A 24,988-nucleotide genomic window follows, 5' to 3' on the forward strand; every position below is an offset into this window, starting at 1 on the left:
TTACGCCAGATCCTCGCCCTTGCTGGCGATGACTTTCTTGTACCACCAGAACGACTTCTTGCGCGTGCGGGCCAGGCTGCCCTTGCCGGCGTCGTCCCTGTCCACATACACGAAGCCGTAGCGCTTGCTCATCTCGCCGGTGGAGGCGGCCACCAGATCGATGCAGCCCCAACTGGTGTAGCCAATCAGGGGAACACCGTCGCCGATGGCATCCCCCATGGCGCGGATGTGCTCGCGCAGGTAGGCGATGCGGTAATCGTCCTCTATCTCGTCCCGCTCGTTCGGCACATCGATGGCTCCGAGACCGTTCTCCACCAGGAACAGTGGCTTCTGGTAGCGGTCGTACAGGGTGTTCATGGTGATACGCAGGCCGAGGGGATCGATACCCCAGCCCCAGTCGCTCACCTGGATATGAGGATTGCGCAGAGACTTGACGACGTTGGCCGCGCTGGTGTTGCCGGCGTTCATGTCGGCGGAGGCGCAGCGGGAGGCGTAGTAGCTGAAGGAGACGAAATCGACCGTGTGCTTGAGGATCTCGTCATCCCCGGCCTCCTTAGCGATCTGAATGCCTTTGTCGCGAAACAGGCTGGCGGCGTAGCTCGGGTAGGCGCCGCGAGCCTGCACGTCGATAAACAGCAGGTTCTCTCGCTCTTTTTGCAGCGCGGCCCACACATCCTCCGGCTTGCAGGAGTAGGGGTAGAAGTTGCCCCCCGCCAGCATGCAGCCTACCTGGTTGTGGGGGTTGATCTCGTGGGCAATCCGGGTCGCCAGCGCACTGGCGATCAGTTCGTGGTGGGCGGCCTGATACTTCACCTGCTCCTGGTCTTCCCCTTCCTCAAACACCAGACCGGCGCCGGAGAAGGGGCTGTGCAGCATGATGTTGATCTCGTTGAAGGTGAGCCAGTACTTCACCAGTCCATCGAACGCCTCGAAACAGGTGCGGGCGTAGCGGGTGAAGAATTCCACCATCTGGCGGTTGCGCCAGGAGCCGTACTCCACCACCAGGTGCAGGGGCACGTCGAAGTGGCACAGGGTCACCAGGGGCTCGATACCGTATTTGCGGCACTCCTCGAATACCGCGCGGTAGAAGGCGATGCCTTCCTGGTTGGGCGCTAGTTCATCCCCTTTCGGATAGAGGCGGGCCCAGGCGATGGAGGTGCGAAACACGGTGAAGCCCATCTGTGCCATCAGGGCGATGTCGTCCTGGTAGTGATGATAAAAACCGATGGCGTCGTGGCTCGGGTAATACTCGTCATCTCGCAGGGTGAAGCGCTTCTCCTGGCCGAGTTTGACCGCCATGCGGTTCGGGCCGTGGGGGATCATGTCCACCGTGGTCAGCCCCTTGCCCCCCTCGCGATAGCCGCCTTCCGCCTGGTTGGCGGCCAGGGCGCCGCCCCAGAGGAAGTCTTGGGGAAATCTGGTTACCGACATCTGTTACCTCTTGTCATGTCAGGCGATGAAAATTCACAGGCTGGCGGCCGTCTTGACCTGCAGCGTCGGTGCGGCCTTCTCGGCGCTGGCCTTGGGGTGCTCCTCTTGCACCGGTATGTCTTCAAATCCCATCAGCAGGGTCAGGATGAAGGAGAGCACCACGGAGAGCGCCATCACGGCGAACACCCAGACGATGGTCATGGGGTTGGCCGGATCGAAGAACTGAACGCTGGTGAAGAGGCCAGGGGCCGCCATGGCGTGGCTGGTAAGCCCCGCCATGCCGGCCACGGCGCCGCAGATGAAGCCGCTGATGAGGCTGGCGATGAGCGGCCGCTTCAGGCGCAGGGCCACGCCGTAGAGGGCGGGCTCGGAGATCCCCGCCATGATGGCGGAGGCCGCCGCCGCGAGCGCGGTCTGACGCAGCTCGGGGTTTTTGGTTTTCCAGGCGACGGCCAGGGAAGAGCCGCCGAGGGAGAGGTTGGCGCCGATCTCGGAGGGCATCACCATGCCTTCTTTGCCGGTTTCGGCGATGGTCTGGATGATGGTGGGGGTGAAGACGCGATGCATGCCTGTCATCACCAGCAGCGGCCACAGGGCCCCCATGATGGCCACCGACAGCCAGCCGAGGTAGTCGTGGACCGTGTAGACCAGGCCCGAGATGGCGGTGCCAATCCAGATGCCGATGGGGCCGATGAGCAGGATGGCGAGCGGCGCGGCGATCAGAACGATGAGCATGGGTTTCAAGAAGTTCTTGGTCACCGCCGGGGTGATCCTGTCCACCCAGCGCTCGATATAGGAGAGGCACCAGGTCATCACCAGGGCCGGAATGACGGTGTAGGTGTATTTCACCGCGGTAACCGGGATATAGGCGAAACTGACCTGCTCCCCCTGGGCGGCCCTGGCCATCAGCTCGATAAAGCTAGGGTGCACCAGCACGCCGGCGATGGCGATGGCCAGCGACACATTGGTCTTGAATTTGACCGCCGCCGAGGCCGCCACCATCAGGGGCAGGAAGAAGAAGGCGCCATCGCCGATGGCGTTGAGGATGATGTAGCTGGGGGAGGTGACCTCCACGGCGCCACTCATGCTGAGCACCATGGCCAGCAGCTTGACCATGGAGCCGCCTATGATGGCCGGGATGAGCGGCGACATGGTGCCGATCAGCGCATCCAGGATGCCGGCCCCGAGGCGCCGCAGGCTGAAACTTGGCTTGGCCGCTGGCATATCCCCTTGCGCCCCTGCGGGCAGCAGGGCGAGCACCTCCCGATAGGCGTGGGAGACCATGTTGCCGATGATCACCTGGCACTGGTTGTCACTGCTGACCACTCCAAGCACCCCGGCGGTGGCCTTGAGCATTGGGCTGTCCACCAGGGTGGGGTCTTGCAGCACGAAGCGCAGGCGCGTCATGCAGTGGGTGACGGCGGCGATGTTGCCGGTTCCACCGAGGGCCCTGATGACCTTGTCGGCCAGGGCCGCATAGTTCTTTGACATCGAGTCGTATCCTTTTTACCAAATGGGTCCTGCTCATCCGGACTCGTTGACGGCGGGATGAAGCGGTATGAAACTGAATTATGGAACCGGTTCCACATAGCATGCGCAGTTTCATATCGGGAGACAAGGTGGTCGCACCGCCATAGTGCAGAATCGTGAAAGGGATCACTGAAAGGGGCGGCCTGCGCCCATTCCCGTTAGCACAAGCGGGTCCCGTGCAGTACACTGCGGCCCGTCGAAGCGAAGGGATGAAACAAGATGACGACCATGCTGGAGGTGGCAAGGCGGGCAGGGGTGTCGAAGGCGACTGTCTCCCGGGTATTGTCGGGCAATGGCTACACCAGCCAGGAGACCCGGGATAGGGTGTTTCAGGCCATCGAGGAGAGCGGTTACCGCCCCAACCTGGTGGCGAGGCAGCTGGCGACCAAGAACACCCAGACCCTGGGACTGGTGGTGACCAACACCCTGTATCACGGCGTCTATTTCAGCGAACTGCTCTCCCATGCGGCGCGGATGACGGAGGCGCGGGGCCGCCAGCTGATCCTGGCGGACGGCAAGCACAGCGCCGAGGAGGAGCGCCAAGCCATCCAGTACCTGCTGGACTCGCGCTGTGACGGCGTCATCATCTATCCCCGTTTCCTCAGCGTCGAGCAGATGGACGAGATCATAGAGCAGCATCCCCAACCCATTATTGTGCTCAACCGCCGGCTGCCGCGCCATCACAGCCACTGCGTCTACTCGGATCAGAGGGTCGCGGCGGCGACCGTGGTGGACAAGCTGGTGGAGATGGGGCACAGGGAGATCGCCTTTATCGCGGGCTCGTCCGACTCGCCGACCGGCATAGAGCGCCTCGCCGGCTACCGCGAGGCCCTGGCCCGTCACGACATCCCGGTGCAAGAGGCGCTGATCGCCCCCGGCAAGTGGACCCCCGCCTGTGGTGCGACCGCCGTCTCGACCCTGCTGGCACGAGGCGTACCCTTCAGCGCCCTGATCGCCAGCAACGATGACATGGCCATCGGCGCCATCAAGCAGTTGCACGCATCCGGTGTGGCGGTGCCAGAGCAGGTCTCGGTGGTGGGATTCGATGACATCGCCCTGGCCCCCTACGTCATTCCTTCGCTGGCCAGCGTCAAGATGCCGGTGACCGAGATGATCCAAGAGACCATCAGCCGGCTGATCTCCATGGTGGAGGAGGGGGCGCCCGAGGTGCTGCCCACCTTCAATGGCAAGCTTATCCGGCGGGGCTCTCTCAAGCGCCTGCTGGAGTGATGGCAGTGGGTAGCGGGGGCGGGATCCGTTAGCATGGGCGCCCTTTGCGAGCCCGCCGCATCAATTTATGCCAATCAATACCAACCAAGAGAGTACAAGAGTTCAAATGGATGACCTGTTAGCCCCCGTTCGCCAGTTCCTGCATTGTGAGACCCCGTATGAGTGGGTGGAGATGGCGCGGGATCCCGCCCAGTTGTCGACCCTGCTCATCGATCACGCCAACTGCGAGAATAAGGCCGCCCTGACCGCCCACAGCCTGGTGCGCCGTTACTGCCTGCCCAAGGGCAAGCGCCACCTGCTGCCCAAGCTCGAGTTCTACCGTGAGCTGGACGCCATCCCGGAGAAGGCGGAGATCCTGGGCAAGCGCACCATGGGCGAATCGGATAGGAGCGTGTTTGCCGAGCTGGAGCGCAACCCCCTGCTGTTTCCCATGGTGCGCCTCATCCAGGAGGAGCTGCATCACTTCGAGCAGGTGCTGGCGCTGATGCAGTCCCGCGGCATTGCCTACGGCCCGGTCAGCGCCTCCCGCTACGCCCGCAGCCTGCTGACCCATGTGCGCACCTACGAACCCGCCGCCGTGGTGGACAAGATGATCATCGGCGCCTACATAGAAGCGCGTTCCTGCGAGCGGTTCGCCAAACTCGCCCCTCATCTGGACGAGGAGCTGGGCCGCTTCTATGTCTCCCTGCTGCGCTCAGAGGCGCGCCACTACCAGGACTATCTGGCCCTGGCCGAGCAGTATGCGGGGGAGGACATCAGCGAGCGGGTGGCCTTCTTCGGCGCCATCGAGGCCGAGCTCATCTGCTCGCCGGATCCGCAGTTCAGGTTCCATAGCGGACTGCCTGTCAGATCTGACAGTTGTTGAGCAAAGGGGGGGCACCTAGTATCTGAGGTGTTCCTACTACGAGCGACGCAATCACTTTTTTGAGCGCAATACCCGGCCCACAAGCCGGGTTTTTTTATGGCTGAAAAATGGTGCGAGGGGAGCCTGAATCCATTTTTGGCACCTGGCGGCGAGATGACTTTTTTGAGGAACATGCCCGGCCTACAAGCCGGTTTTTTTATGGCCGAAAAACGGGGGAGACGGCCCGGTGAACCCGGGCCGGAGGCTTATCTGCGGTATTCGTTGTTGTAGTTCTGGATGAGGCGACGGGTCACCTCGTGCTGGGGGTCGGCGAACACCTTGAGGGTCTTGCCGCGCTCCACCACCCGGCCCTCGTGCATCACCAGCACCTCGTCGCTGATGTGGCTGACGATGCCGAGATCGTTGGCCACCAGCACATAGCTGAGCCCGGTGGTTTCCTGCATCTCCAGCAGCAGGTTGATGATCTGGGAGCGCACCGAGATATCCAGGGTGGACAAGGCTTCATCTGCAACCACTATCTTGGGGTTGAGGATCAGCGCCCGTGCCAGCCCCACCCGCTGCTGCTGACCGGCGGAGAGCATCTGGGGGTAGAAGAGGGCGTGATCCGGCAGCATGCCCACCATGCGCAGGGTCTGGACCACCTTCTCCCGCCGCTCCTCCTCGCTCAACGCCGTGTTGAGACGAAGGGGGGTCTCCAGGATCTGGCCGACCCGGATCTTGCGGTTCAGGGAGGTGTTGGGATCCTGGAAGATCATCCGCAGCAGCTTGCAGCGGGTCTGGTAGTCGCCGTGGACCAGGGGTTGCCCCTCAACCGAGATCTCGCCGCCACTCGGCTCTATCATGCCCGCCAGGATGCGTGCGAGCGTGCTCTTGCCGGAACCCGCCTCACCGACGATGGCCAGGGTCTGACCCGTCTCCAGGCTGAAGGAGAGCGGTTTGATGGCCTCCACCGCCTGGCGCCGGAACAGGCCGGTGCGGTTCTGATAGGTCTTGCACAGGCCCCTGACCTGCAGCAGAGAGGGTTCGATCACGGGCTTGGTTCCTTCATGCATGGCGGTATTCATGATCAGGCTCATTTCTTCGGCTCTTCCATGTTCAACGGGAAGTGGCAGCTGAACTGATGGCCCTTGACCTTGCTCATCAGCGGGGTCTGCACGCACTGCTTCTGGGCATAGGGGCAGCGGGGGCCGAGGCGGCAGCCGATGGGCAGGTGCTGCAACGGCGGGATCACCCCGGGCAGGGTCTCCAGCCGGGACTTGTGGCGTACCAGTTTGTCGAAGTCGGGAATGGATTTGAGCAGGGCGTCCGTATAGGGGTGATGGGGGCTGGTCATGATCTGCTCCCGGGTCCCCACCTCCACCATCTGGCCGCAGTACATGATGTTGATGGTGTCGGTCAGGTTCGCGATGGCGGCCACGTCGTTGCTGATGATGAGGATGGTGGTGTTGCCCAGCTTGTTCATCTTGTCCAGCAGCCGCAGGATCTGGGAGTGGGTGGTGGACTCCATGGCGCTGGTGGGCTCGTCGGCCACCAGGAGGCGCGGCTGATTGGCGATGGCCATGGCGATCATCACCTTCTGGCACATGCCGTCGGAGAGCTCATGAGGGTAGGCCCGCATCACCTTGCGGTGATCCTTGACCCCGACCCGGTGCAAGAGGGCGATGGCCCGCTTCTTGCGCCACTGGAAGCGCTGCCAGAACTTGCCGACGAAGGAGTCGGTAGGGATGGCCTCTTCCAGCTGGGTGCCTATCTCCTCTGAGGGGTCGAGACAGCTGATGGGATCCTGGAAGATCATGGCGATCTCCCGGCCCATGATGCGGCGCCGCTCCTTGGGGGCCATGGTCAGTAAGTCCATGTCGTTGAAGCGCATCCGGTCGGCGCGCACCGTCCAGTTGTCCTTCTGGATGCCGACGATCACCTTGGCCACCAGGCTCTTGCCGGAGCCGGATTCACCCACCAGACCGCGAATTTCCCCCTCGCTCAGGGTCAGACTGACCCTGTCCACCGCCTTGACCTTGCCCTGGGGGGTGTCGATTTCGATGGTCAGGTTGCGTATGTCGAGCAGCGGCATCAGTCATGTCCCCCATTGTGATCGGGTCTCTCTTTCAGCATAGCGCCGGGCATATGGAACAAGGGCTGCATCAGTCATTCCCCTCTTTGAGCGCTTCGCGGATGCCTTCGCCCACCACGTTGGTCACCAGCACGCTGAACAGAATGGCCATGCCGGGCAGGGTCACGGTCCAGGGGGCCAGGTAGATGAGATCGCTCGAATCCGCCAGCATGGCGCCCCACTCCGGCTGGGGAGACTGGGCGCCGAGGCCGAGGAAGCCCACCGCCGAGATATCCAGGATGGCGGCGGAGAGGGTACGGGTAGTCTGGGCCACCAGGGTCTCGACGATGTTCGGCAAGATGGCGAGGCGCATGATGCGTGAGGGGGGAGAGCCGTCGAGACGGCTGGCGATGATGTACTCCTTCTGCATCTCGGTGTGGACCGCGTTGTAGGTCGCCCGGATGAAGGGGGGGATGAGCGCGAGGGTGATGGCGATAAGGGTGTTGAAGAGCCCGGGCCCCAGGATGGCGACCACTATGATGGCCAGCAGCAGGGAGGGGATGGAGAGCAGGGTGTCGAGCAGATGGTGCAGCACGCTCGACTTCACCCCCTTGCTCATGCCGCCGAGGATGCCGATGGCGGAGCCGATGATCAGGGCGATCAGCACCACCAGCAGGGCATTGCCGAAGGTGAGCCGGGCCCCCGCCACCAGGCGGGAGAGGATGTCACGGCCCAGATCGTCGGTACCGAGGAAGTAGTCGATGTTGCCGGTACTGGCCCAGGAGGGGGCCAGCAGCAGGCGGCTGCTGTGTTGATCGTCGATGCCATAGGGCACCACCAGGGGGCCGAAAAGGGTGATTAGCAGCAGCAGGCCGAAACACCAGAGTCCGGCCATGGCCAGGGGGTTGCGGCGATAGGAGGCCCAGGTCTGCTCCAGGGGGGAGAGGATCTTGAGCTCCGGGTAGAGATTCGATTTATCTTGCATGGATCAGGCTCTCCCCAGACCATCGGCGTGTTCAGTGTTGAGGCGCATCCCGTGAACCTGTTCAGTATTGCTTTGCATAGAGCTCTTTACGCCTGGCCGGATACATGATGGTGGTCAGCAGCTCGGTGCTGACGCTGATGAAGATGACGAAGCTCGCGACCACCAGGGAGGCGCCCCGGATGGCGGCATAGTCCTGCAGCGCTATGCTGCTCACCAGCCAGCGGCCGATGCCGGGCCAGTCGAACACCACCTCGGTGATCATGGCGGAGGTGAGCACGCTGCCAAGCTGCAGGCCGAGCAGGGGCAGCACGGGGGGCAGGGCATTCTTGAGACCGTGACGCCAGACGATCTGGCGGCGGGAGAGCCCCCGGCTCGCGGCGGCCTTGATGTAGTTCTGCTTCATCACGTCGATGAGTGAGCTGCGCACATGGCGGATCACCTCTGTGGTGGGCACCACGGCCAGCACCAGGGAGGGCAGCACCAGGTGGCGCAGGGCATCGTGCAGGGCAGCCTCGCGCCAGGGCTCATGGCTCAGCAGCACGTCGATGATGGCGATGCCGCTGATGGAGGGCACGTCGTAGAGCAGGCTGATCTGACCCGAGCTCGGCAGCCAGCCGAGATCCAGGGAGAAGAACATCACCATCAGCAGCCCGAGCCAGAACACGGGCACGGCGTAGCCGATGAGGCCGGCGGTCATGATGGAGAGATCCACGCTGCGCCCCTGATAGAGGGCGGCCAGGGTACCGAGCGGAATACCCACCAGCAAGGAGATGGCGAAGGCCGCGAGGCAGAGAGTCAGGGTCGCCGGGAAGTAGTGACGGATCTCGTCCAGCACCGGCAGACCGGAGACGCTGGAGACGCCGAGATCCCCGGCGAAGATCCGGCGCAGGAAGTCCGGGTAGCCGTGCCAGAAGTCCGGCACCTGGCTGATGAGGCGATATTCCAGCAGATAGGCCCCGATGCTCAGCACCAGCAGGGTGATGAGCAACAGGGTGATGCGGCGCAGAATATAGAAGAACATGGTTACGCCCGCCCTCGCTGACGATGGGATGACAGGGGGTCATCGCTGGAATGAAGGGAAAGGGGCATGCTCACTCCCGATAGGCCTGGTTGAAGGTGGTGCCCCCAAAGGGCATAAGGGTCAGCCCTTCGATGTCGTTGCGGCTCACTTGAGTGCGCAGGGCATGGGCCAGGGGGATCACCGGCAACTGCTCGCCGAGCAGAGTCTGGGCATAGTAGTAATTGCGCAGCCGGAAGGCGAGCTGTGGCGTGGTCACCGCATCGTCCAGCAGCTGATCGAAGGCGGGGCTGCACCAGCGGCTGTAGTTGTTGCCCCGCTCGACGGCGGCGCAGCTCAGCAGCTGGCGGAAGAAGTTGTCAGGATCCGCGTTGTCGGCGACCCAGCCGGAGAGCAGGCTGTCATATTGTCCCTTGGCGAGCCGGGTCTCGATGACCGGCCAGGCCTGCTGCACAATCTTCAGTTTCACCCCTATCTTGGCGAGATCGCTGCGCATCAGCTGGGCGGTCTTGAGGCCGTCCGGGTTGTAGGGACGGGCCCCCGGCTGCACCAGCACCTGCATCTCGAAGCCGTGGGAGAAGCCGGCCTCGGCGAGCAGTTGGCGGGCGAGCTTGAGATCCTGCTTGCGCGGCTGCAGGGAGGGGTTGTAGCCCCAGGAGAGGGGGGGAAGCAGGCTGGCCGCAGGCTGCCCCGTCTCGAAGTAGACCGCCTGCAGCAGGTTCTGCACATTGATGGCGCTGGCGATAGCCTGGCGCACCTTCACCTTGTTGAACGGCGCCTTGCGGGTGTTGAGGGCGAGGAAGGCGACGTTCATGCCGGACTGCACCGACAGATTGAGGTGAGAATCCTTGTCGATCACCGACAGCTGGCTGGCGGAGGGGGTGCTCATCACGTCGCACTCGCCGGTCAGCAGCTTGGCGAGCCGCTTGGAGGACCTGGGGGTGATGTCGTAGATGAGCTGCTCAATCTTGGCCTCACCGCCCCAGTAGCCCGGGTGGCGCAGATAGCGCACGTACTCGTTGTGGCGGTACTCCTTGAAGCTGAAGGGGCCGGTGCCGATGGGGCGGCTGTCGAGCAGCTCCGGGGTGCCGGCTTTTTGCATCTGCTCCCCATACTCCGCCGACAGCACGATGGCGTAGTCGCTGGCCAGGGTGGCGAGGAAGGAAGAGTCCGGCCGGTTCAACTCGAAGACCACCTCATGGGGGCCCTGCTTGTAGACCCGCTTGATGAGGGAGGAGAGGCCTAGGCTCGAGAAATAGGGGTAGTCGCCCCCCGAGATGCGGTGGAAGGGGTGATGCTCATCCAGCAGGCGCTGGTAGGTGAATACAACGTCGTCGGCGTTGAAGGGGCGGGACGGGTTGAACCAGGGGGTACGGTGGAAGCTCACCCCCTTGCGCAGGGTGAGGCGGTACGTCAGACCGTCATCGCTGACGCGCCAGCGGGTGGCGAGGCCCCCTTCGATGCTCAGGGTGTTGGCGTTCACCTCCAGCAGACGATCGTAGAGCGGGCGAGCGCTGGCATCCAGGGTCACCGCCGAGTTGGCGAGCTGCGGGTTGAAGGTCTGGGGTGCCCCCTCGACGCAATAGATGAGCCCCGTCTTGGAGGCCTCGTCCTGTTTCTGACAGCCGGTGACCAGCACCAGCAGCCCGAGCAGCATTGGTTTGAGCATTCTCATTATGGAACCATGTTTTTATACGAAGGTGCCAGCCCCCGGGCTGGCGAGTGGCGAGGACCCGAGCGGCTGCCTTGACGGCCCATCATCCGCATTCTGGCCGCAATCTTGCCACATTCGGTCATAGGGGCGGCATGGCCCTTGGCGAACGACCACTCAGGGGCCGTCGTGCTCTGCATTGCCACTGCCATCATCCCCGTCGAGCAGTTGATATTTTCGCAGCATGCCCCTGAACTGGTGGTAGCTCAGGGCCAGCAATTGGGCCGCTTTGCGCTGATTATACTGGGATTGCAGCATCCCTTGCTTGAGTAAATTAATCTCGAACTCGGCCACAGTGCTCTTGAGATCCAGGGGCAACTGCAGGAGTTGTGTGCCCCCCATGGGTCTCTCTTCCGCTGAGGGGGTGTCCTGTGCGCTGGCGGCGCGAGGGCGCCAGGGGGAGTCGAAGGGATTGAGCACCAGCTCCGCCAGGGGCAGTTGCGGGTTGCCCTGACGGTAGATGCTGCGCTCCACCACGTTTTTCAGCTCCCGCACGTTGCCGGGCCAGGGGTAGTCGAGCATCAGCTGGGTCGCCTTGCGGGAGAAACCCGCAAACAGCGGATAGCCGAGCTCCCGGGTCATGCTGTGGGCAAAGTGCTCCGCCAGCATCAGGATATCGTCACGGCGCTCCCGCAGGGGGGGCAGGGTGATGACATCGAAGGCCAGCCTGTCCAGCAGATCGTGGCGAAACAGCCCCTTGTCGGCCAGGGCCGGCAGATCCTCGTTGGTGGCGCACACCAGGCGCACGTCCACCTTGAGGGCCTTGGCGCCACCCACCCGCTCGAACTCCCCGTATTCGATGACCCGCAGCAGCTTCTCCTGTACCCGGGCGCTGGTGGTGGCCAGCTCGTCGAGGAACAGGGTGCCGCCGTCGGCGCGCTCGAAGCGGCCCTGATGGCGTTTGGCGGCGCCGGTGAAGGAGCCCGCCTCGTGGCCGAACAGCTCGGTCTCCAGCAGGCTCTCGCTCAGGGTGGCACAGTTGATGGTGACAAAGCTTTGATCCCAGCGGGCCGAGAGATAATGTAGGCGGTGGGCGATGAGCTCCTTGCCGGTTCCCCGCTCGCCGATGATGAGCACGGGTTTACGCAGGGGGGCGAGTCGTGACGTCTGTTCGATGATCTCGAGAAATGCGTTGGACTCACCCAACAGGCTCTCCGTGGTTGTGCTCATCTTGCTCCCTGCTCGTTGAAAAATCTGGTCAATCTTACCAAGAGTTGGTGATTTTTATCACCCCTTGAGACGGCGGCCTTGAATTTCGTTCTAGGCACCCATATAAATCAATAAGTTAAAATTTGTTCCAGATTGGCACACAAGTTGCCATTGTCAATGGAGAAACAACCCAATGCCCATCACAGGAGTACAATCATGAGTATTTTTTCCCGCCTGGCCGACATCATCAACTCCAACCTGACGGCCCTGCTCGACAAGGCAGAAGATCCCCAGAAGATGGTGCGCCTGATCATCCAGGAGATGGAAGATGAACTGGTGAAGGAGCGCTCCAACCTGGCCCGCTTCCTCGCCAACCAGAAAGAGATAGGCCGCCAGGTCAGCCGCCATCAGGAGCGGGTGGACGAGTGGCAGGCCAAGGCCGAGCTGGCGCTGACCAAGGGCCGCGAAGATCTGGCCAGGGCCGCCCTCATCGAGAAGAAGAAGCAGGTCGAACTGGCCGAGGTGCTCCAGCGGGAGCAGCAGGCGGTGGACAGCGGCATCGACAAGCTGGGGGATGAAATTCGCCAGCTGGAAGCCAAACTCGAAGACGCCCGTGCCCGCCAGAAGGCGATGGCCATTCGCAGCGAGGCGGCCAGCAGCCGTCTGAACGTGCAGAGCCAGGTGGCCCGTGGCGACAGCCAGGCCGTGGTCAGCAAGTTCGAGCGCATGGAGCGCCGCATCGACGAGATGGAAGCCCGCGCCGACCTCGGCCAGTCCGACAAGGCCCTGGCCCAGCAGTTTGCCGAGCTGGAAGTGGACGATCAGATCAGTCGCGAGCTCGAGGCCATGCGTCAGAAGCTGGGCCAGGGCGATACATCCTCCAAGCAGGGAGAATAATGAATGGAAGACATCATTGGCATCCTGGCGACGCCGCTCATCGTCTTCATGGTGATCGTCGCCCCCATCTGGCTGGTGCTGCACTATCGCGCCAAGGGCAGGATAGGGGCGGGCCTTGCCGATAACGAGCGGGAACAGCTGCAAGGGCTGCTGGTGCGCGCCGAGAAGATGCAGGAGCGGGTCGGTGCCCTGGAGTCCATTCTGGACGCCGAGGTCCCCGGCTGGAGGAACAAGGTATGAGCGCCGCCAACAGCCAACGCAACCTCTACCGTGATCCCCAGCAGGGCAAGATAGCCGGCGTCTGCGCCGGCCTCGCCGAGTACTTCGGGGTGGAGACCTGGATAGTGCGGCTGCTGGCCATCAGCGGCCTCATCTTCGCCGGCTTCATCACCTTCACAGCCTATATCGCGGCCTGGTTCCTGCTGGACAAGAAACCGGTAACCCTCTATCGGGAGCAGGATGCCGACTTTGGCGAGCTGCGCATGAAGGCGCGCAGCTGGCAGGCGGGGGTGACCCCCCATCAGGCGCTGGGGCGCATCGCCCGGGAGCTCGACAGCCTGGAACCCAGGCTGCAGCGCATGGAGAAGCTGGTCACCTCCAAGGAGTTCAACTTGCAACGGGAATTCAGCAAGCTGTGATGCATCGATAGGCGCGCCCCGGGCCAGAGAGGGGTCGGGGCGCGTCAGCACAGAGGATTGAGCACGCCTTGACATCTAAAAAATTGCTACGCAACAAGCTTGAACAACAGTGGTCAGTGCTGCAGCACAAGGCCACGGACGTGGTGAACCGGGTGCGGGATCGCCACATTCGGCTGGCGGTCACCGGCCTGTCACGCAGTGGCAAGACCGCCTTCATCACGGCGCTGGTGAACCAGCTGGAGCATGCGGCCATCGACGGCCGTCTGCCGCTCTGGGATGCCCAGCGCCAGGGGCGGATCCTGGGGGCGCGCCGCGTCCCCCAGCAGAACCTCCACATCCCCACCTTCCCCTACGAGCGGGGGCTCGACTCCCTGTTCGGCGACCCCCCCGCCTGGCCGGAGCCCACCCGCGGGGTGGCCGAGGTGCGCCTGGAAATTCGCTATCGCACCCGCCACCCCCTGCGCCGCCACCTGGGGGAGATCTCCACCCTCTACGTGGATCTGGTGGACTACCCCGGTGAGTGGCTGCTGGACTTGCCGCTGCTGGATCTCAGCTACGAGCAGTGGAGCGAGCAGGTGCAACATCAGTTGCGCCGCCCCGAGCTGCAGCAACTTGCAGCCAGCTGGCTTGAGCCGCGCTGGCAGGCGGAGCAGCCGTTCGAGGAGAAACCCGCGAGCGAGCTGGCGGAGCGTTACACCGACTACCTGCACGCCTGCAAGCGGGAGCTCGGCCTGCACCTCATTCAGCCCGGTCGCTTCGTGCTGCCGGGGGAGTACGCCGGCGCCCCCTTGCTGCAGTTCGTGCCCTGGGTGTGGGACAAACCCGCTCATGAGCCTGCCGACGGCACCCTCTACGCCACCTTCAAGCAGCGTTTCGAACAGTACAAACAGCACCTGGTGCAGGGCTTCTACGAGCAGCATTTCGCCGGCTTCGATCGCCAGATCGTGTTGGTGGACTGCCTGCAACCCCTCAACGCCGGGGCCGCCAGCTTTGGCGACATGCAGCAGGCCATCGCCCGCATCATGGAGAGCTTCGCCTACGGCAAGAGCAACTGGTGGCGTCGTCTCTTCTCCCCGCGCATCGACAAGCTGCTGTTCGTGGCGAGCAAGGCGGATCACGTGACGCCGGAGCAGCACGGCCCCCTGGTCTCCTTGCTGCAACATCTGGTGAGCAGCGGCCGTGGTCAGGCCCGCTTCGAGGGCATAGAGACCGAATGCCTGGCGCTCGCCGCCATCAAGGCCACCGAGGTGGGCAAGGGGCAGGCCAACGGCCGCGAGTTCCCCGCCATTCGTGGCACCAGCCTGGAGGGCGAGCCGTTGCTGCTGTTCCCGGGGGAGGTGCCATCCCAGATCCCGCCGGCCCAGTGGTGGCAAAACCAGGGCTTCGATTTTCAGGCGTTTCGCCCGCTGCCCATGAGCGCCCACCAGGCGCTACCCCATATCCGGCTCGACGCGGCGCTGGAATTCCTGCTCGGGGATCACCTCGAATAATCAGCTGGCCTGCTGGCGGGGCAACCCCTTGCTGGCAGGCGCCGAGGAACATAAGCGATGAACGATCAGACAAAACAACCAACGCCAGAGGCGGGCGTCCCGTTGCAAGGCAAGGTGGTACTGGATCCCGTGTTGCAGGTGGCATCAGCAGAGCCTGCCCCCGCACCGGCCCAGCGGCTGGAGGAGGCGAGCTTCGAGCGCCTCGATGAGCTCAATGACTTCACCGAGGTGGAGCCGGCCCTGACCATCAAGCCCCGCCGCCGTCACCGCCTGCTCGGCTGGGGGCTGGGGGCCGTGGGGCTGCTCTCCCTTGGCCAATTTGGCGCCTTCCTCGTCGACCTGTTCGCCTCGTCCCCGCTCTGGGGCGGCGCCTGGCTGTTGGCCTCAGGCCTGGTGCTGGCGGGCACGGCGTCCGTGGCCGGGCGCGAGTGGCTGCGCCTGCGCACCCTCAAGCGGCGCCAGGACGTGCGCTCGCGCGCCGACGATCTGCTGGCCCATCAGGGAGTGGGGCAGGGTCAGGCCTTCTGCGAGGCCCTGGCACAGAAGAGTGGCGACAAGGGGCGGGAGGGCTATCGCAACTGGCTCTCCCAGCTCGACGAGAGTCACAGCGATCGGGAGGTGCTCACCCTCTACAGCCAGCTGGTGCTGACCGAGCGGGACAAGCTGGCCCAGGCCCGGGTCGCCAAATGGTCGGGGGAGGCCGCCGTGCTGGTGGCCCTGAGTCCGCTCGCCACCGTCGACATGATGCTGATGCTGTGGCGAAACCTGAGGATGATCGAGGACATCGCGGATGTGTATGCCATCGAACTCGGTTACTGGAGTCGCATCCAGCTGATCCGTCAGGTGTTTCGCAACATGCTCTATGCCGGCGCCACCGAGCTCGTCACCGAGGTGGGGATGGACTTGCTCGGCGCCGAGCTCACCGCCAAGCTCTCGGCCCGCGCCGCGCAAGGGGTGGGGGCTGGCCTGCTTACCGCGCGGCTCGGGCTGCGCACCATAGAGGCGTGCCGCCCGTTGCCCTGGTGCGGGGACGAGAAACCCAAGCTCGGCGAGCTGAGGAAGCGGCTTATCGGTCAGCTGGCGGGTTATCTCAACCGCTGATGGTGTGAGGCGATTTCGCCCCCGCATGGCGGGCCACTCCAGCGCCAGATACGCACATTCAGATGTCACAAATTATTTACATTTGTGCGCAGCAGCCGACCTCGGGGTCGGCTGCTTTTTTAGGGGGCAAACCGTTACAGTGATCCTATAGACCTCTGCGAGCGGGCCTGTGCAAACAGGCCTCCGCCCGCAGAGCCCACGCAGGAGCGCCCAAACGGGGCGCGGGATGGAAGGGATCATGGCCAGCCTCTATACAGCACACAAACCGGACGAGCAGGGCGTCATCCACTACAGCGACGAGGAGCACGGCACCTGGCAGATCCTCATCGAGCGTCAGCTCGCGGCGCTCGGCGGCAAGGCCTGTGAGGAGTATGTGGCCGGGCTCGCGCGCCTCGACCTGCCCCGGGACAGGATCCCCCAGCTGGCGGAGATCAACAGGGTGCTGCAACCCGCTACCGGCTGGTCCGTGGTGGCCGTGCCGGCGCTCATCTCCTTCGATCGCTTCTTCTCGCTGCTGGCCAACCGCCAGTTCCCGGTGGCCACCTTCATCCGCCGCCGGGACGAGCTCGACTATCTGCAGGAGCCGGACATCTTCCACGAGCTGTTCGGTCACTGCGCCATGCTCACCAACCCGGCCTTCGCCCACTTCACCCATGTCTACGGCCAGCTCGGCCAGAAGGCGAACAAGGAGGAGCGGGTTTTCCTCGCGCGCCTCTACTGGTTCACCGTGGAGTTCGGTCTGGTGCAGGAGGCGGCCGGGAAGGGGCAGGGGAGCGATGGCCTTCGCATCTACGGCGGCGGCATCCTCTCCTCCATCGGCGAGACGGCCTATGCCCTGGGGGGACAGCCCAGACTGCAGCCCTTCAGCCTGATGGAGGTGCTGCGTACCCCCTATCGCATCGACATCATGCAGCCCATCTATTACGTGTTGCCTAGCCTGGATGCTCTCTACCGGCTGGCAGAGCAAGACATCATGGCGACGCTCGCCGAGGCGCGTCGCCTCGGCCTCAATGCGCCCCTGTTCGCCCCGGCCCCTGACAAGCAGGCGAGCTGAGGCCACTTACCCATTTTCCGACTGATCAACGAAAGGAGTCCCCCATGTCCGAACTGGCAAGCCAACGATGCGAAGCGTGCCGTGCCGATGCCCCCAAGGTCAGCGACGAGGAGCTGGCGACCCTGATGCACGCCATCCCCGACTGGCAGCCCCTGGTGGTGGCCGGTGAGCTGCAACTGCGCCGGGAGTTTGGCTTTCGCAACTTCAAGGAGGCGCTGGCCTTCACCAACCGCCTGGGGGAGCTGGCGGAGGCGGAGTTCCACCATCCCGCCATCCTCACCGAGTGGGGCAAGGTGACGGTGAGCTGGTGGACCCACAAGATAGGCGGGCTGCACCGCAACGACTTCATCATGGCAGCGCGCACCGACGAACTGCTGAAGTAAGCCGTTTTCCCTCTGTTTTTGCCCCCTGGGCCCGCCTGGTAAAACAGGGTGGGCCCGCATTTTTATGGGTCAGCGCTCGCACTGGCGGGATCGAGTCTGTATCATCCAATGAATCAGAATGTTAGCTAGGAAGTGTGTTCCGAATGCGTCTTGAAGTCAGCTGTGAAGACCGCCTGGGCCTGACCCGGGAACTCCTCGACCGCCTGGTGGAGCACAACATCGATCTGCGCGGCATCGAAATCGATACCTCAGGCATCATCTATCTCAACTTCCCCGAGCTGGAATTCAGCGATTTCCAGCACCTGATGCCGGGCATTCGCCGCATTCCCGGCGTCTATGACGTCAAGACCATCCCCTATATGCCATCCGAGCGGGAGCACCACGAGATCGAGGCCCTGCTCAAGGCGCTGCCTGATCTGGTCTTCTCACTCGATGCCAAAGGGAAGATCACCCAGGCCAACCAGTCCGCCCTCACCACGCTCGCGCTGCCGCCGGAAGAGGTGCGTGGCATGGCGCTGGGCTCCCTAGTCAAGGGGTTCTCCTTCAGCCGTTGGCTGGAGGCGGGGGAGATCCGGCCCCAGACCTGCAAGCTGAGCCTCGGCAGTGAAGAGTACCTGGGGGATCTCATGCCGCTCTTCGTGGCGGAAGAGAAGGGCAGGCAGGCCCTGGCCGGCGCCGTGGTGGTGCTCAAGTCCGCCCGCCGGGTCGGCATGCACTTCAGCGCCCTGCACGCGGTGGAGGTGGGGGGCTTCGAGCACCTGCAGGCCGAGAGCCAGAAGATGAAGGAGGTGCTGGCTCAGGCCGCCAAGCTCGCGATGCAGGACGCGCCGCTGCTGATCGTCGGGGAGACAGGCACCGGCAAGGAGCTGCTGGCTCGTGCCTGCCATGGTGCCAGCCTGCGCTCCAGCCACCCCTTCATGGCGCTGAACTGCGCCGCCATGCCGGACAACGTGGCCGAAAGCGAGCTGTTTGGCTATGCCCCCGGTGCCTTTGGCAACAACACCGAGGGCAAGCGCGGGGTACTGGAGCTGGCGAGTGGCGGCACCCTGATGCTGGACGAGATCGGCGACATGTCTCCCCATCTGCAGACCAAGTTCCTGCGGGTGCTGCAGGATGGGGTCTTCCGCCGGGTCGGGGACGAGCAGGAGGTGCGGGTCAATGTGCGCTTCATCTGCACCACCCAGAAGCAGTTGCTGGATCTCGTGCACGAGGGCAAGTTCCGCGAAGATCTCTACTATCGCCTCAACGTGCTGAGCCTAAGCCTGCCGCCCCTGCGCGAGCGCAAGGCGGACATCATGGCCCTGGCCCAGCAGTTCGTCTCCCGCTTCGCAAGTGAATTGCAGCGCCCGCGCCCACGCTTCACCCGCAACATGGCGGAATACCTGACCGCCTATCGCTGGCCCGGCAACGTGCGCCAGCTGCGCAACTGCCTCTACCGGGCCATGACCCTGCTGGAAGGGGACGAGATAGGACCGGAGCACGTGGATCTGCCCATGGCGGCGGATACCATGCCCCTTATCGACGAGTGGTTCGAGGGGGGGCTCGACGAGGCGGTCAAGCGCTTTGAGAGCCAGCTGCTGGCGCGGCTCTACCCGGCCTTCCCGTCCACCCGCCAGCTGGCCAAGCGGCTCGGGGTCTCCCACACCGCCATCGCCAACAAGCTGCGTGAATACGGGATCGGCAAGAAGTAGCGAAATGAGTGGAATTGATGTCAGGGGCCCCTCTCGTCAGGGGCCCTTGTGGTTGCTGCGACATTCCTTGACGCAGCCGATATGGCAGTGGATGGGTCCTGGTCAAACGGCTGGTAAGCTCGCTCCACATCTCCCCTTCCTCCCCCTGGGTACTGACGTGAGCACAAGGGCATCATGCAATCACACTCCTTGATCCGGGCCCTGGTGTTGCTGGTCACCCTGCTCTGCCCGCTGGTGCAGGCGGAGCCCTTGACCAGTGCCGAGGCGCGTGCCGAGCAAGTGCGTCAGACCGTCCTCGACATTCTCAGCTATACCCGCTGGCCGAGCGAGCCCGCCACCCTGCGCCTGTGCATCACGGCACCGACGGAGTACGCGGGGGCCCTGCTCACCATAGAGCGCCAGGCCAATGGTCGCCCGGTGGACGTGCACCGCTATGAGACCGACGACGAGAACCTGGGCCTGCGCTGCGACGTGATCTATGTGGGGGTGCTCTCTTCACAGCTGCGGCTGCCCCTGTTCGAACGCCTCAAGGGGCATCCCATCCTCAGCATCAGCGAGCAGAGCAGCGAGTGCATCGCCGACGCCGTCTTCTGCCTGCAGGCCGGGATCGACCGGGTGCGCTTCAAGGTCAACCTGGATGCTCTCGCCCGCAGCGGGGTGCGGGTGCATCCGGCCGTGCTCAAACTGGCCAGGGCCGGAGAGGGGGCACAATGAAGGATCAAGTGTCGCTCGATTCATCCCGGATCACCCTGCGCCAGAGCCTGGGGCGCACCCACATGATGACGTCCCTCACCGCCGTCTGTATGGCGGGTCTGTTTTTGACCATCACCGCCTTGCTGGCTCTGCGCCTCTATGCAGACCACAACCTGGAGCTGGTGGCGCGGGCCATCAGCTACACCACGGAGGCGGCCGTGGTGTTCCATGACGAGGAGGCGGCGAGAGACGCCCTGCAGGCCATCACCTCCCACGAGGACGTGGCCAGCGCCAGCATTCACCTGGCCAATGGCCAGGTGCTGGCGAGCTGGAGCCGGGCCATCACCACCCCCTGGTCGAGCCTGGAGCGGCAACTGGCCCACCTGATCCTGCCGGGGCCGGTGGAGCTGCCCATGCTGCGAGAAGGCAAGGAGATAGCCCGCATCCACCTGGTGGGCCACGGGCAGTATCTGCTGCGCTTCTTGCTGCAAACCCTGCTGGCGACCCTGGTCTGCCTGCTGCTCAGCATCCTGGGGGCCCTCTACGTGGCTCGTAGGATGCAGCACTCCATCACCGAACCCCTCAAGTCCCTGGCGCGGGTGGCCTTCAACGTGCGCCGTCGCCGCGACGTCAACCTGCGGGTGCCAGCGGCGAACATCGCCGAACTGCACGATCTGGGAGAGGACTTCAACTCCCTGCTCGACGAGCTGGAAGCCTGGCAGGCCCATCAGAAGCGGGAGAATGCCAGCCTGCTCCACCAGGCCACCCACGATCCCCTGACCGGCCTGCCCAATCGCGCCCTGTTCGAGGCGAGGCTGGCCCAGGCCGTCACGGCCGGCGGTGCCCAGGGGGAGCATTTTGCGCTGCTCTATCTCGATTGCGATCGCTTCAAGCAGATCAATGACAACCTCGGCCATGCCGCCGGTGACGACGTGCTCATCACCCTGGCCAGACGGGTGCAGCACCAGCTGCGGCCGATGGATCTGGTGTGTCGGCTCGGGGGGGATGAGTTTGCCGTCCTGCTCTCGCCCCTGCACCACCGGCAGGAGGTGGATGAGGTGATGGGGCGGATCCAGCGGGCCATGGCGGCCCCCGTGGTGCTGGGGGACGGCCAGCAACTGGTGGCCGGGGTCAGCGTCGGTTTTGCCATGTACCCCGAGCAGGGGACAACGGCGGAGGCGCTGTTGCAACACGCGGACGGCGCCATGTATGAGGCCAAGCGACAACGACGGGAGGCAGAAGACAACACAAGAGACACAGAGCGTTAGGCAGGTAAAACAACAAGAGGATAAGAATGAACACTTCCAACTGGATAAGAGCGGGCCTGACTGGGTTGCTGCTCAGCGTCCTGACTGCATGCCAGAGCCCTCCCAAGGGCCTGACCCCGGCGCAGCTGACCGTGCTCAAGGAGCAGGGTTTCCATCTGACCGACGAGGGGTGGACCCTGGATATCTCCAACAAGGTGCTGTTTGCCAACAACGTGGGGGCACTCAACCCCAACACCCGCCAGGTGGTGGAACAACTTGGCAAGGCGCTGATGGATGTGGGGCTGAACAAGGCGCGGGTGGATGGTCACACCGACTCCAATGGCGAGGCCGGCTACAATCAGCAGCTCTCCCTGAAACGGGCCCAGTCCGTGGCGGATGTGCTGGTCTCCGTGGGCATGCCCCCCGCCAACCTGGACATCCGCGGCCGTGGTGAAGAGGCGCCCATCGCCAGCAACGGCAATGCTGCCGGACGCGCCGAGAATCGCCGGGTGGCCATCATCATCGGCAACGATTGACCGCGCGAGCAATGCGGCCGCTGGCTCCTTGCGCCAAGGCGGTGACAGCCGTCTACCGCAACCCTGTTTTCCTTGCCAGCCAACGCGTGTGTGTCGCCACTCTCCCAGGAGGGTGGCCATCTTTCCCTTCCGTCAGCATCCAATAAATACTCTTCGTACTCTTCGTACTCTTCGTACTCTTCGTACTCTTCGTACTCTTCGTACTCTTCGTACTCTTCGTACTCTTCGTACTCTTCGTACTCTTCGTACTCTTAGTTAGCGCAGGTGCCAAGGCTCATTCATGGCCTGAGTCTGCCCCCGACTTGATCCAGCACAACGCAACCATTGAATGATAGTCGTTATCATTTACATTATTTACAGATGGTAACGGTCCCTGATGACAGTACAACTCACCCCGACCATGACAGGGCTGGCGAGCCCGGATCCCCTCAAGTTTGCCTTCACCGCCAAGACCTCGGCCCACGCCAGCCGGGGAGGCGTGCGTCCCCTGTCCCTCGATGATGCCGGCTGGCAGGCCTGGTGGCAGCGGCCGAGCCAGGCGGACGAGCGGGCGCTCTATATCCACATTCCGTTTTGCCGCAAGCGCTGCAGCTTCTGCAATTTCTTCGAAAATGGCGCCAATCCGGCGCGCATGAGCCGCTATATGGCCGCCCTGTGTGGGAGCCTGGCGCAGGCGGCCGACACCCCCCTCGGCCAGAGCAAGCCGTTTGCCGCCATCTATGTGGGAGGGGGCACCCCTACCGACATGGAGGCCGGGGATCTGGCGCGCCTCGCCAGTGTGATCCGCCGCTTCCCCCTGACTCCGGATGCGGAGCTGACCCTGGAGGGGCGCCTCAACGGCTTTGATGACGAGAAGTGGCAGACGGCCCTCGATGGGGGCTTCAACCGCTTCTCGTTCGGGGTGCAGAGCTTCGATACCCAGGTGCGCCAGCAGGCGGCCCGCTTCGACGACAGGGAGACCCTGCTCGCCCGGCTGGGGGAGCTGACCCGGGACGATGCCGCCGTCATTGTCGCGGATCTCATCTTCGGCCTGCCCGGGCAGGACGATGCCGTCTGGCGTCAGGACATCGCGGACGTGATGGCGAGCGGGGTGCACGGGGTGGATCTCTATCAGCTCATCGCCATGGCGGGCACCAACCTGGATAGGGCGGAGCAGAAGGGCAGGCTGGGCTGGTCGGCGGACGGCCAGCAGCGCGCCGCCATGTATGCCTATGGCGCCCAGACTCTGGAGCAGGGAGACTGGCAGCGGCTCTCCGGCAGCCATTGGCGCCGGGGCGAGCGTGAGCAGAGCCGTTATAACCAGATGGCCAAACGCGGCGCCGAGATCCTGCCCTTCGGCGCCGGTGCCGGCGGCAATGTGCACGGTCATGGCCTGATGTATGGCCGGGATCTGGCCCCCTGGCACGAGGCGCTAAGCGCGAATGCGCGTGCCCCCGGCATGGTGATGAGCGTCAATCCCAATGCCCGCATGGACGGCCTGCTGCGCGGCGCGCTGGACACGGGTTGGCTGGCGCTGGAGCGGCTACCCACAGGGTTGCGCACACATCTGCTCCCCCTGTTCGAGGTCTGGCAGCAGCACGGGCTGGCCGAGCTGAAAGAGGAACGGCTGGAGCTGACCCTGGCCGGGCGTTTCTGGAACGTCAATCTGCAGGCCGGGCTGTTCGAGTTCTTGAAGTTAAACCCTTTGGGTGGGGAGCCAGCCCCGGCTGCGAGAACCGGCCATCCGGCCGGGGCGGTACGTCATTCCCTGGTGTGAAAAGCGGCGTTGACGACATAAAAATGGACCATCAGATGATGGGCCATTTCTTTATGCGGATAAGGGCATGCTGGCTAGTCGCCGATGCTGTCGACCCGCACGGTCAGGCTGCCCTCGGCCAGGGTGGTGACGAGGGTCTGCCCCGGGGCTGTCTGGCTGGCACGGCTGATCACCTCACCACGCTCGGTGCGGGTGATAGAGTAGCCCCGCCCCAGGGTGGCCAGCGGGCTGACCCCGTCGAGGCGGGCGCTCAGCATGGCGAGTCGGTGGTCGGCCAGATCCTGGCGCTTGGCGATGAGGGCGTGAAGGCGTTCCTCGGCGAGCTGATGGCGGCGTTTGCCGGCCGCCAGCAACCGCTCCGGGCTCTTCGCCTGCAGGCGCCGATCGAGGCTGGTTAGGCGCCGCTCCCCCTGGTGCAGGCGGCTTGCCAGCAACTGCTGCAAGCGGCTGGCGAGCTCGTCCAGGCGCTGGGATTGCTGCTCAAGCCGGCGCTTGGGATCCTGGTGATCCAGCCGTTTCTGCAGCAGCGCGAACTGGTGGCTGGCGGTGGTCTGGCGCCGGGCCATGGCCTGGGCGATGCGCTGGTGCAGGTGGGCGAGGCGCTGGGCACGGGCGCTTCTGTCCGGCGCCACCAGCTCAGCGGCGGCGGAGGGGGTGGGGGCGCGCAAGTCAGCGGCAAAGTCGCTGATGGTGACGTCCACCTCGTGGCCCACGGCGCTCACTACCGGGATGGCAGAATGCGCGATGGCGCGGGCCACCGCCTCCTCGTTGAAGCACCAGAGATCTTCGAGGGATCCGCCGCCGCGCCCGACGATCAGCACGTCCACCTCGGCGCGGCGGTTGGCCAGGGCAATGGCCGTCACTATCTGGCCGATGGCGGCGCTGCCCTGCACCTGGGCCGGGTAGATGAAGACCGGCAGATCCGGCGCCCGGCGTTTGAGCACCGTCAGCATGTCGTGCAGGGCGGCGCCGGTGGCTGAGGTCACCAGACCCACGGCGCGGGGCTCGCGGGGCAGGGGGCGCTTGCGCCCCTCATCGAACAGCCCCTCGGCGCCGAGCCGGCGCTTGAGCTCCTCGAAGCGCAGGGCCAGCATGCCGTCCCCTGCGGGCTGCATGGATTCTATGATGAGCTGGTAATCGCCGCGGGGCTCGTAGAGGGAGACCCGGGCCTGCACCAGCACCTGCATGCCATCCTGCGGGCGGAACGGCACCCGCCGGTTGTTGCCCTTGAACATGGCGCAGCGCACCTGGGCGGACATGTCTTTCAGGGAGAAGTACCAGTGGCCCGAGCTTGGCATCGCCAGGTTGGAGAGCTCCCCGGTCAGCCACACCAGCCCCAGATCCTGCTCCAGGATCATGCGCACGGCGCTGTTGAGGCGGGTGACGGTGAAGATCTGCTGCGCTCGGTTCTGGCTGCTGTCGTTGAGGTGATTCAAGGCTGGCCCTGCTGCTGGGTCCCCTGGGGGACGGAAAAGAGGATGGGGCACATCTTACCCCAGTTCGGGCCAAGAGCCGAGCCCGCCGCCGGACATC

Annotated in this window: 23 protein-coding genes; 14 read left to right on the forward strand and 9 right to left on the reverse strand. The window is 64.2% G+C overall.

Annotated elements, in window-relative coordinates; translation table 11 throughout:
• Entirely contained in the window at positions 1 to 1,431 is a 1,431-nt protein-coding gene (locus tag ACT5M9_RS21660; protein WP_457978963.1) for a 6-phospho-beta-glucosidase, read from the reverse strand.
• 33 nt (positions 1,432 to 1,464) lie between these two features.
• The gene (gene ascF, locus ACT5M9_RS21665) at positions 1,465 to 2,922 is read right to left on the reverse strand and encodes a PTS cellobiose/arbutin/salicin transporter subunit IIBC (protein ID WP_457978961.1); all 1,458 of its coding nucleotides are present in this window, start codon (positions 2,920 to 2,922) and stop codon (positions 1,465 to 1,467) included.
• A 258-nt stretch (positions 2,923 to 3,180) separates the two neighbouring features.
• Here ascF and ACT5M9_RS21670 point away from each other — a divergent pair, with 258 nt between their 5' ends.
• Positions 3,181 to 4,191: a LacI family DNA-binding transcriptional regulator gene (locus ACT5M9_RS21670; RefSeq protein WP_457978959.1), complete on the forward strand. Its 1,011-nt coding sequence runs from the start codon at positions 3,181 to 3,183 to the stop codon at positions 4,189 to 4,191.
• 106 nt (positions 4,192 to 4,297) lie between these two features.
• Positions 4,298 to 5,056 (forward strand): tRNA isopentenyl-2-thiomethyl-A-37 hydroxylase MiaE, encoded by a 759-nt coding sequence (miaE, locus tag ACT5M9_RS21675; protein WP_457978957.1) that lies wholly within the window; start codon positions 4,298 to 4,300, stop codon positions 5,054 to 5,056.
• A 245-nt stretch (positions 5,057 to 5,301) separates the two neighbouring features.
• On the opposite strand, the gene ACT5M9_RS21680 is transcribed toward miaE, so the two are convergent.
• The 6 genes from ACT5M9_RS21680 to pspF all read right to left on the reverse strand — a co-directional run bounded on the left by ACT5M9_RS21680 (position 5,302) and on the right by pspF (position 11,990).
• A complete protein-coding gene (locus ACT5M9_RS21680; RefSeq protein ID WP_438551318.1) occupies positions 5,302 to 6,087 on the reverse strand; it encodes a peptide ABC transporter ATP-binding protein in 786 nt (261 codons plus the stop codon).
• A gap of 41 nt (positions 6,088 to 6,128) precedes the next feature.
• Positions 6,129 to 7,127 carry a peptide ABC transporter ATP-binding protein gene (locus ACT5M9_RS21685; protein ID WP_438551285.1) on the reverse strand — a complete coding sequence of 333 codons (999 nt, stop codon included), beginning with the start codon at positions 7,125 to 7,127 and terminating at the stop codon, positions 6,129 to 6,131.
• Between the two features lie 70 nt (positions 7,128 to 7,197).
• Positions 7,198 to 8,091, reverse strand: a complete 894-nt coding sequence (locus ACT5M9_RS21690; protein WP_457978955.1) for an ABC transporter permease subunit — start codon at positions 8,089 to 8,091, stop codon at positions 7,198 to 7,200.
• 61 nt (positions 8,092 to 8,152) lie between these two features.
• A complete protein-coding gene (locus tag ACT5M9_RS21695) occupies positions 8,153 to 9,112 on the reverse strand; it encodes an ABC transporter permease (RefSeq protein WP_438551283.1) in 960 nt (319 codons plus the stop codon).
• Positions 9,113 to 9,182: 70 nt separating this feature from the next.
• Positions 9,183 to 10,778, reverse strand: a complete 1,596-nt coding sequence (sapA, locus tag ACT5M9_RS21700; RefSeq protein WP_457978952.1) for an ABC transporter substrate-binding protein SapA — start codon at positions 10,776 to 10,778, stop codon at positions 9,183 to 9,185.
• Positions 10,779 to 10,937: 159 nt separating this feature from the next.
• On the reverse strand, positions 10,938 to 11,990 hold the full coding sequence (gene pspF / locus ACT5M9_RS21705) for a phage shock protein operon transcriptional activator (protein ID WP_457978950.1): 1,053 nt from the start codon (positions 11,988 to 11,990) through the stop codon (positions 10,938 to 10,940).
• Between the two features lie 195 nt (positions 11,991 to 12,185).
• On the opposite strand from pspF, the gene pspA reads away from it, so the two are divergent.
• From pspA to hutW, 12 genes are all read left to right on the forward strand, one after another.
• Positions 12,186 to 12,866, forward strand: a complete 681-nt coding sequence (pspA, locus tag ACT5M9_RS21710) for a phage shock protein PspA (protein WP_457978948.1) — start codon at positions 12,186 to 12,188, stop codon at positions 12,864 to 12,866.
• A 3-nt stretch (positions 12,867 to 12,869) separates the two neighbouring features.
• On the forward strand, positions 12,870 to 13,106 hold the full coding sequence (gene pspB / locus ACT5M9_RS21715) for an envelope stress response membrane protein PspB (protein ID WP_349922051.1): 237 nt from the start codon (positions 12,870 to 12,872) through the stop codon (positions 13,104 to 13,106).
• A complete protein-coding gene (gene pspC / locus ACT5M9_RS21720) occupies positions 13,103 to 13,504 on the forward strand; it encodes an envelope stress response membrane protein PspC (RefSeq protein ID WP_438551279.1) in 402 nt (133 codons plus the stop codon). Before pspB ends, pspC begins: the two co-directional genes overlap by 4 nt.
• Positions 13,505 to 13,587: 83 nt before the next feature.
• Complete coding sequence (locus tag ACT5M9_RS21725; protein ID WP_457980571.1) at positions 13,588 to 14,994, forward strand: YcjX family GTP-binding protein; 1,407 nt, start codon at positions 13,588 to 13,590, stop codon at positions 14,992 to 14,994.
• Between the two features lie 57 nt (positions 14,995 to 15,051).
• Entirely contained in the window at positions 15,052 to 16,095 is a 1,044-nt protein-coding gene (locus ACT5M9_RS21730) for a YcjF family protein (protein WP_457978946.1), read from the forward strand.
• 238 nt (positions 16,096 to 16,333) lie between these two features.
• Positions 16,334 to 17,149, forward strand: coding sequence for a phenylalanine 4-monooxygenase (gene phhA / locus ACT5M9_RS21735; RefSeq protein WP_457978944.1), 816 nt, complete (start codon positions 16,334 to 16,336; stop codon positions 17,147 to 17,149).
• Positions 17,150 to 17,193: 44 nt separating this feature from the next.
• Positions 17,194 to 17,532, forward strand: coding sequence for a 4a-hydroxytetrahydrobiopterin dehydratase (locus ACT5M9_RS21740; RefSeq protein ID WP_438551276.1), 339 nt, complete (start codon positions 17,194 to 17,196; stop codon positions 17,530 to 17,532).
• 143 nt (positions 17,533 to 17,675) lie between these two features.
• Entirely contained in the window at positions 17,676 to 19,223 is a 1,548-nt protein-coding gene (gene tyrR / locus ACT5M9_RS21745) for a transcriptional regulator TyrR (RefSeq protein WP_438551275.1), read from the forward strand.
• 174 nt (positions 19,224 to 19,397) lie between these two features.
• Positions 19,398 to 19,937 (forward strand): regulatory sequestration protein YfiR, encoded by a 540-nt coding sequence (gene yfiR, locus ACT5M9_RS21750; RefSeq protein ID WP_457978942.1) that lies wholly within the window; start codon positions 19,398 to 19,400, stop codon positions 19,935 to 19,937.
• Positions 19,934 to 21,184, forward strand: a complete 1,251-nt coding sequence (gene dgcN / locus ACT5M9_RS21755) for a diguanylate cyclase DgcN/YfiN (RefSeq protein ID WP_457978940.1) — start codon at positions 19,934 to 19,936, stop codon at positions 21,182 to 21,184. Before yfiR ends, dgcN begins: the two co-directional genes overlap by 4 nt.
• A gap of 26 nt (positions 21,185 to 21,210) precedes the next feature.
• Positions 21,211 to 21,699: an outer membrane lipoprotein YfiB gene (yfiB, locus tag ACT5M9_RS21760; RefSeq protein ID WP_457978938.1), complete on the forward strand. Its 489-nt coding sequence runs from the start codon at positions 21,211 to 21,213 to the stop codon at positions 21,697 to 21,699.
• Between the two features lie 376 nt (positions 21,700 to 22,075).
• Positions 22,076 to 23,455, forward strand: a complete 1,380-nt coding sequence (gene hutW, locus ACT5M9_RS21765; protein WP_457978937.1) for a heme anaerobic degradation radical SAM methyltransferase ChuW/HutW — start codon at positions 22,076 to 22,078, stop codon at positions 23,453 to 23,455.
• A gap of 74 nt (positions 23,456 to 23,529) precedes the next feature.
• Here the strand turns inward: hutW and xseA are convergent, their stop codons facing one another.
• Positions 23,530 to 24,891: an exodeoxyribonuclease VII large subunit gene (gene xseA / locus ACT5M9_RS21770; protein WP_457978935.1), complete on the reverse strand. Its 1,362-nt coding sequence runs from the start codon at positions 24,889 to 24,891 to the stop codon at positions 23,530 to 23,532.
• Positions 24,892 to 24,988 lie beyond the last annotated feature (97 nt).

The sequence above is a fragment of the Aeromonas sp. AE23HZ002T15 genome, assembly GCF_054165525.2.

Coding starts and splice junctions, on each gene's coding strand:
- dgcN (WP_457978940.1), top strand. CDS start 19,934: ATGAAGGATCAAGTGTCGCTCGATTCATCCCGGATCACCCTGCGCCAG.
- pspB (WP_349922051.1), top strand. CDS start 12,870: ATGGAAGACATCATTGGCATCCTGGCGACGCCGCTCATCGTCTTCATG.
- phhA (WP_457978944.1), top strand. CDS start 16,334: ATGGCCAGCCTCTATACAGCACACAAACCGGACGAGCAGGGCGTCATC.
- ACT5M9_RS21740 (WP_438551276.1), top strand. CDS start 17,194: ATGTCCGAACTGGCAAGCCAACGATGCGAAGCGTGCCGTGCCGATGCC.
- yfiR (WP_457978942.1), top strand. CDS start 19,398: ATGCAATCACACTCCTTGATCCGGGCCCTGGTGTTGCTGGTCACCCTG.
- ACT5M9_RS21695 (WP_438551283.1), bottom strand. CDS start 9,112: ATGTTCTTCTATATTCTGCGCCGCATCACCCTGTTGCTCATCACCCTG.
- ACT5M9_RS21730 (WP_457978946.1), top strand. CDS start 15,052: ATGAACGATCAGACAAAACAACCAACGCCAGAGGCGGGCGTCCCGTTG.
- miaE (WP_457978957.1), top strand. CDS start 4,298: ATGGATGACCTGTTAGCCCCCGTTCGCCAGTTCCTGCATTGTGAGACC.
- ACT5M9_RS21670 (WP_457978959.1), top strand. CDS start 3,181: ATGACGACCATGCTGGAGGTGGCAAGGCGGGCAGGGGTGTCGAAGGCG.
- sapA (WP_457978952.1), bottom strand. CDS start 10,778: ATGCTCAAACCAATGCTGCTCGGGCTGCTGGTGCTGGTCACCGGCTGT.
- ACT5M9_RS21660 (WP_457978963.1), bottom strand. CDS start 1,431: ATGTCGGTAACCAGATTTCCCCAAGACTTCCTCTGGGGCGGCGCCCTG.
- pspA (WP_457978948.1), top strand. CDS start 12,186: ATGAGTATTTTTTCCCGCCTGGCCGACATCATCAACTCCAACCTGACG.
- tyrR (WP_438551275.1), top strand. CDS start 17,676: ATGCGTCTTGAAGTCAGCTGTGAAGACCGCCTGGGCCTGACCCGGGAA.
- pspC (WP_438551279.1), top strand. CDS start 13,103: ATGAGCGCCGCCAACAGCCAACGCAACCTCTACCGTGATCCCCAGCAG.
- ACT5M9_RS21690 (WP_457978955.1), bottom strand. CDS start 8,091: ATGCAAGATAAATCGAATCTCTACCCGGAGCTCAAGATCCTCTCCCCC.
- yfiB (WP_457978938.1), top strand. CDS start 21,211: ATGAACACTTCCAACTGGATAAGAGCGGGCCTGACTGGGTTGCTGCTC.
- ascF (WP_457978961.1), bottom strand. CDS start 2,922: ATGTCAAAGAACTATGCGGCCCTGGCCGACAAGGTCATCAGGGCCCTC.
- ACT5M9_RS21685 (WP_438551285.1), bottom strand. CDS start 7,127: ATGCCGCTGCTCGACATACGCAACCTGACCATCGAAATCGACACCCCC.
- hutW (WP_457978937.1), top strand. CDS start 22,076: ATGACAGTACAACTCACCCCGACCATGACAGGGCTGGCGAGCCCGGAT.
- pspF (WP_457978950.1), bottom strand. CDS start 11,990: ATGAGCACAACCACGGAGAGCCTGTTGGGTGAGTCCAACGCATTTCTC.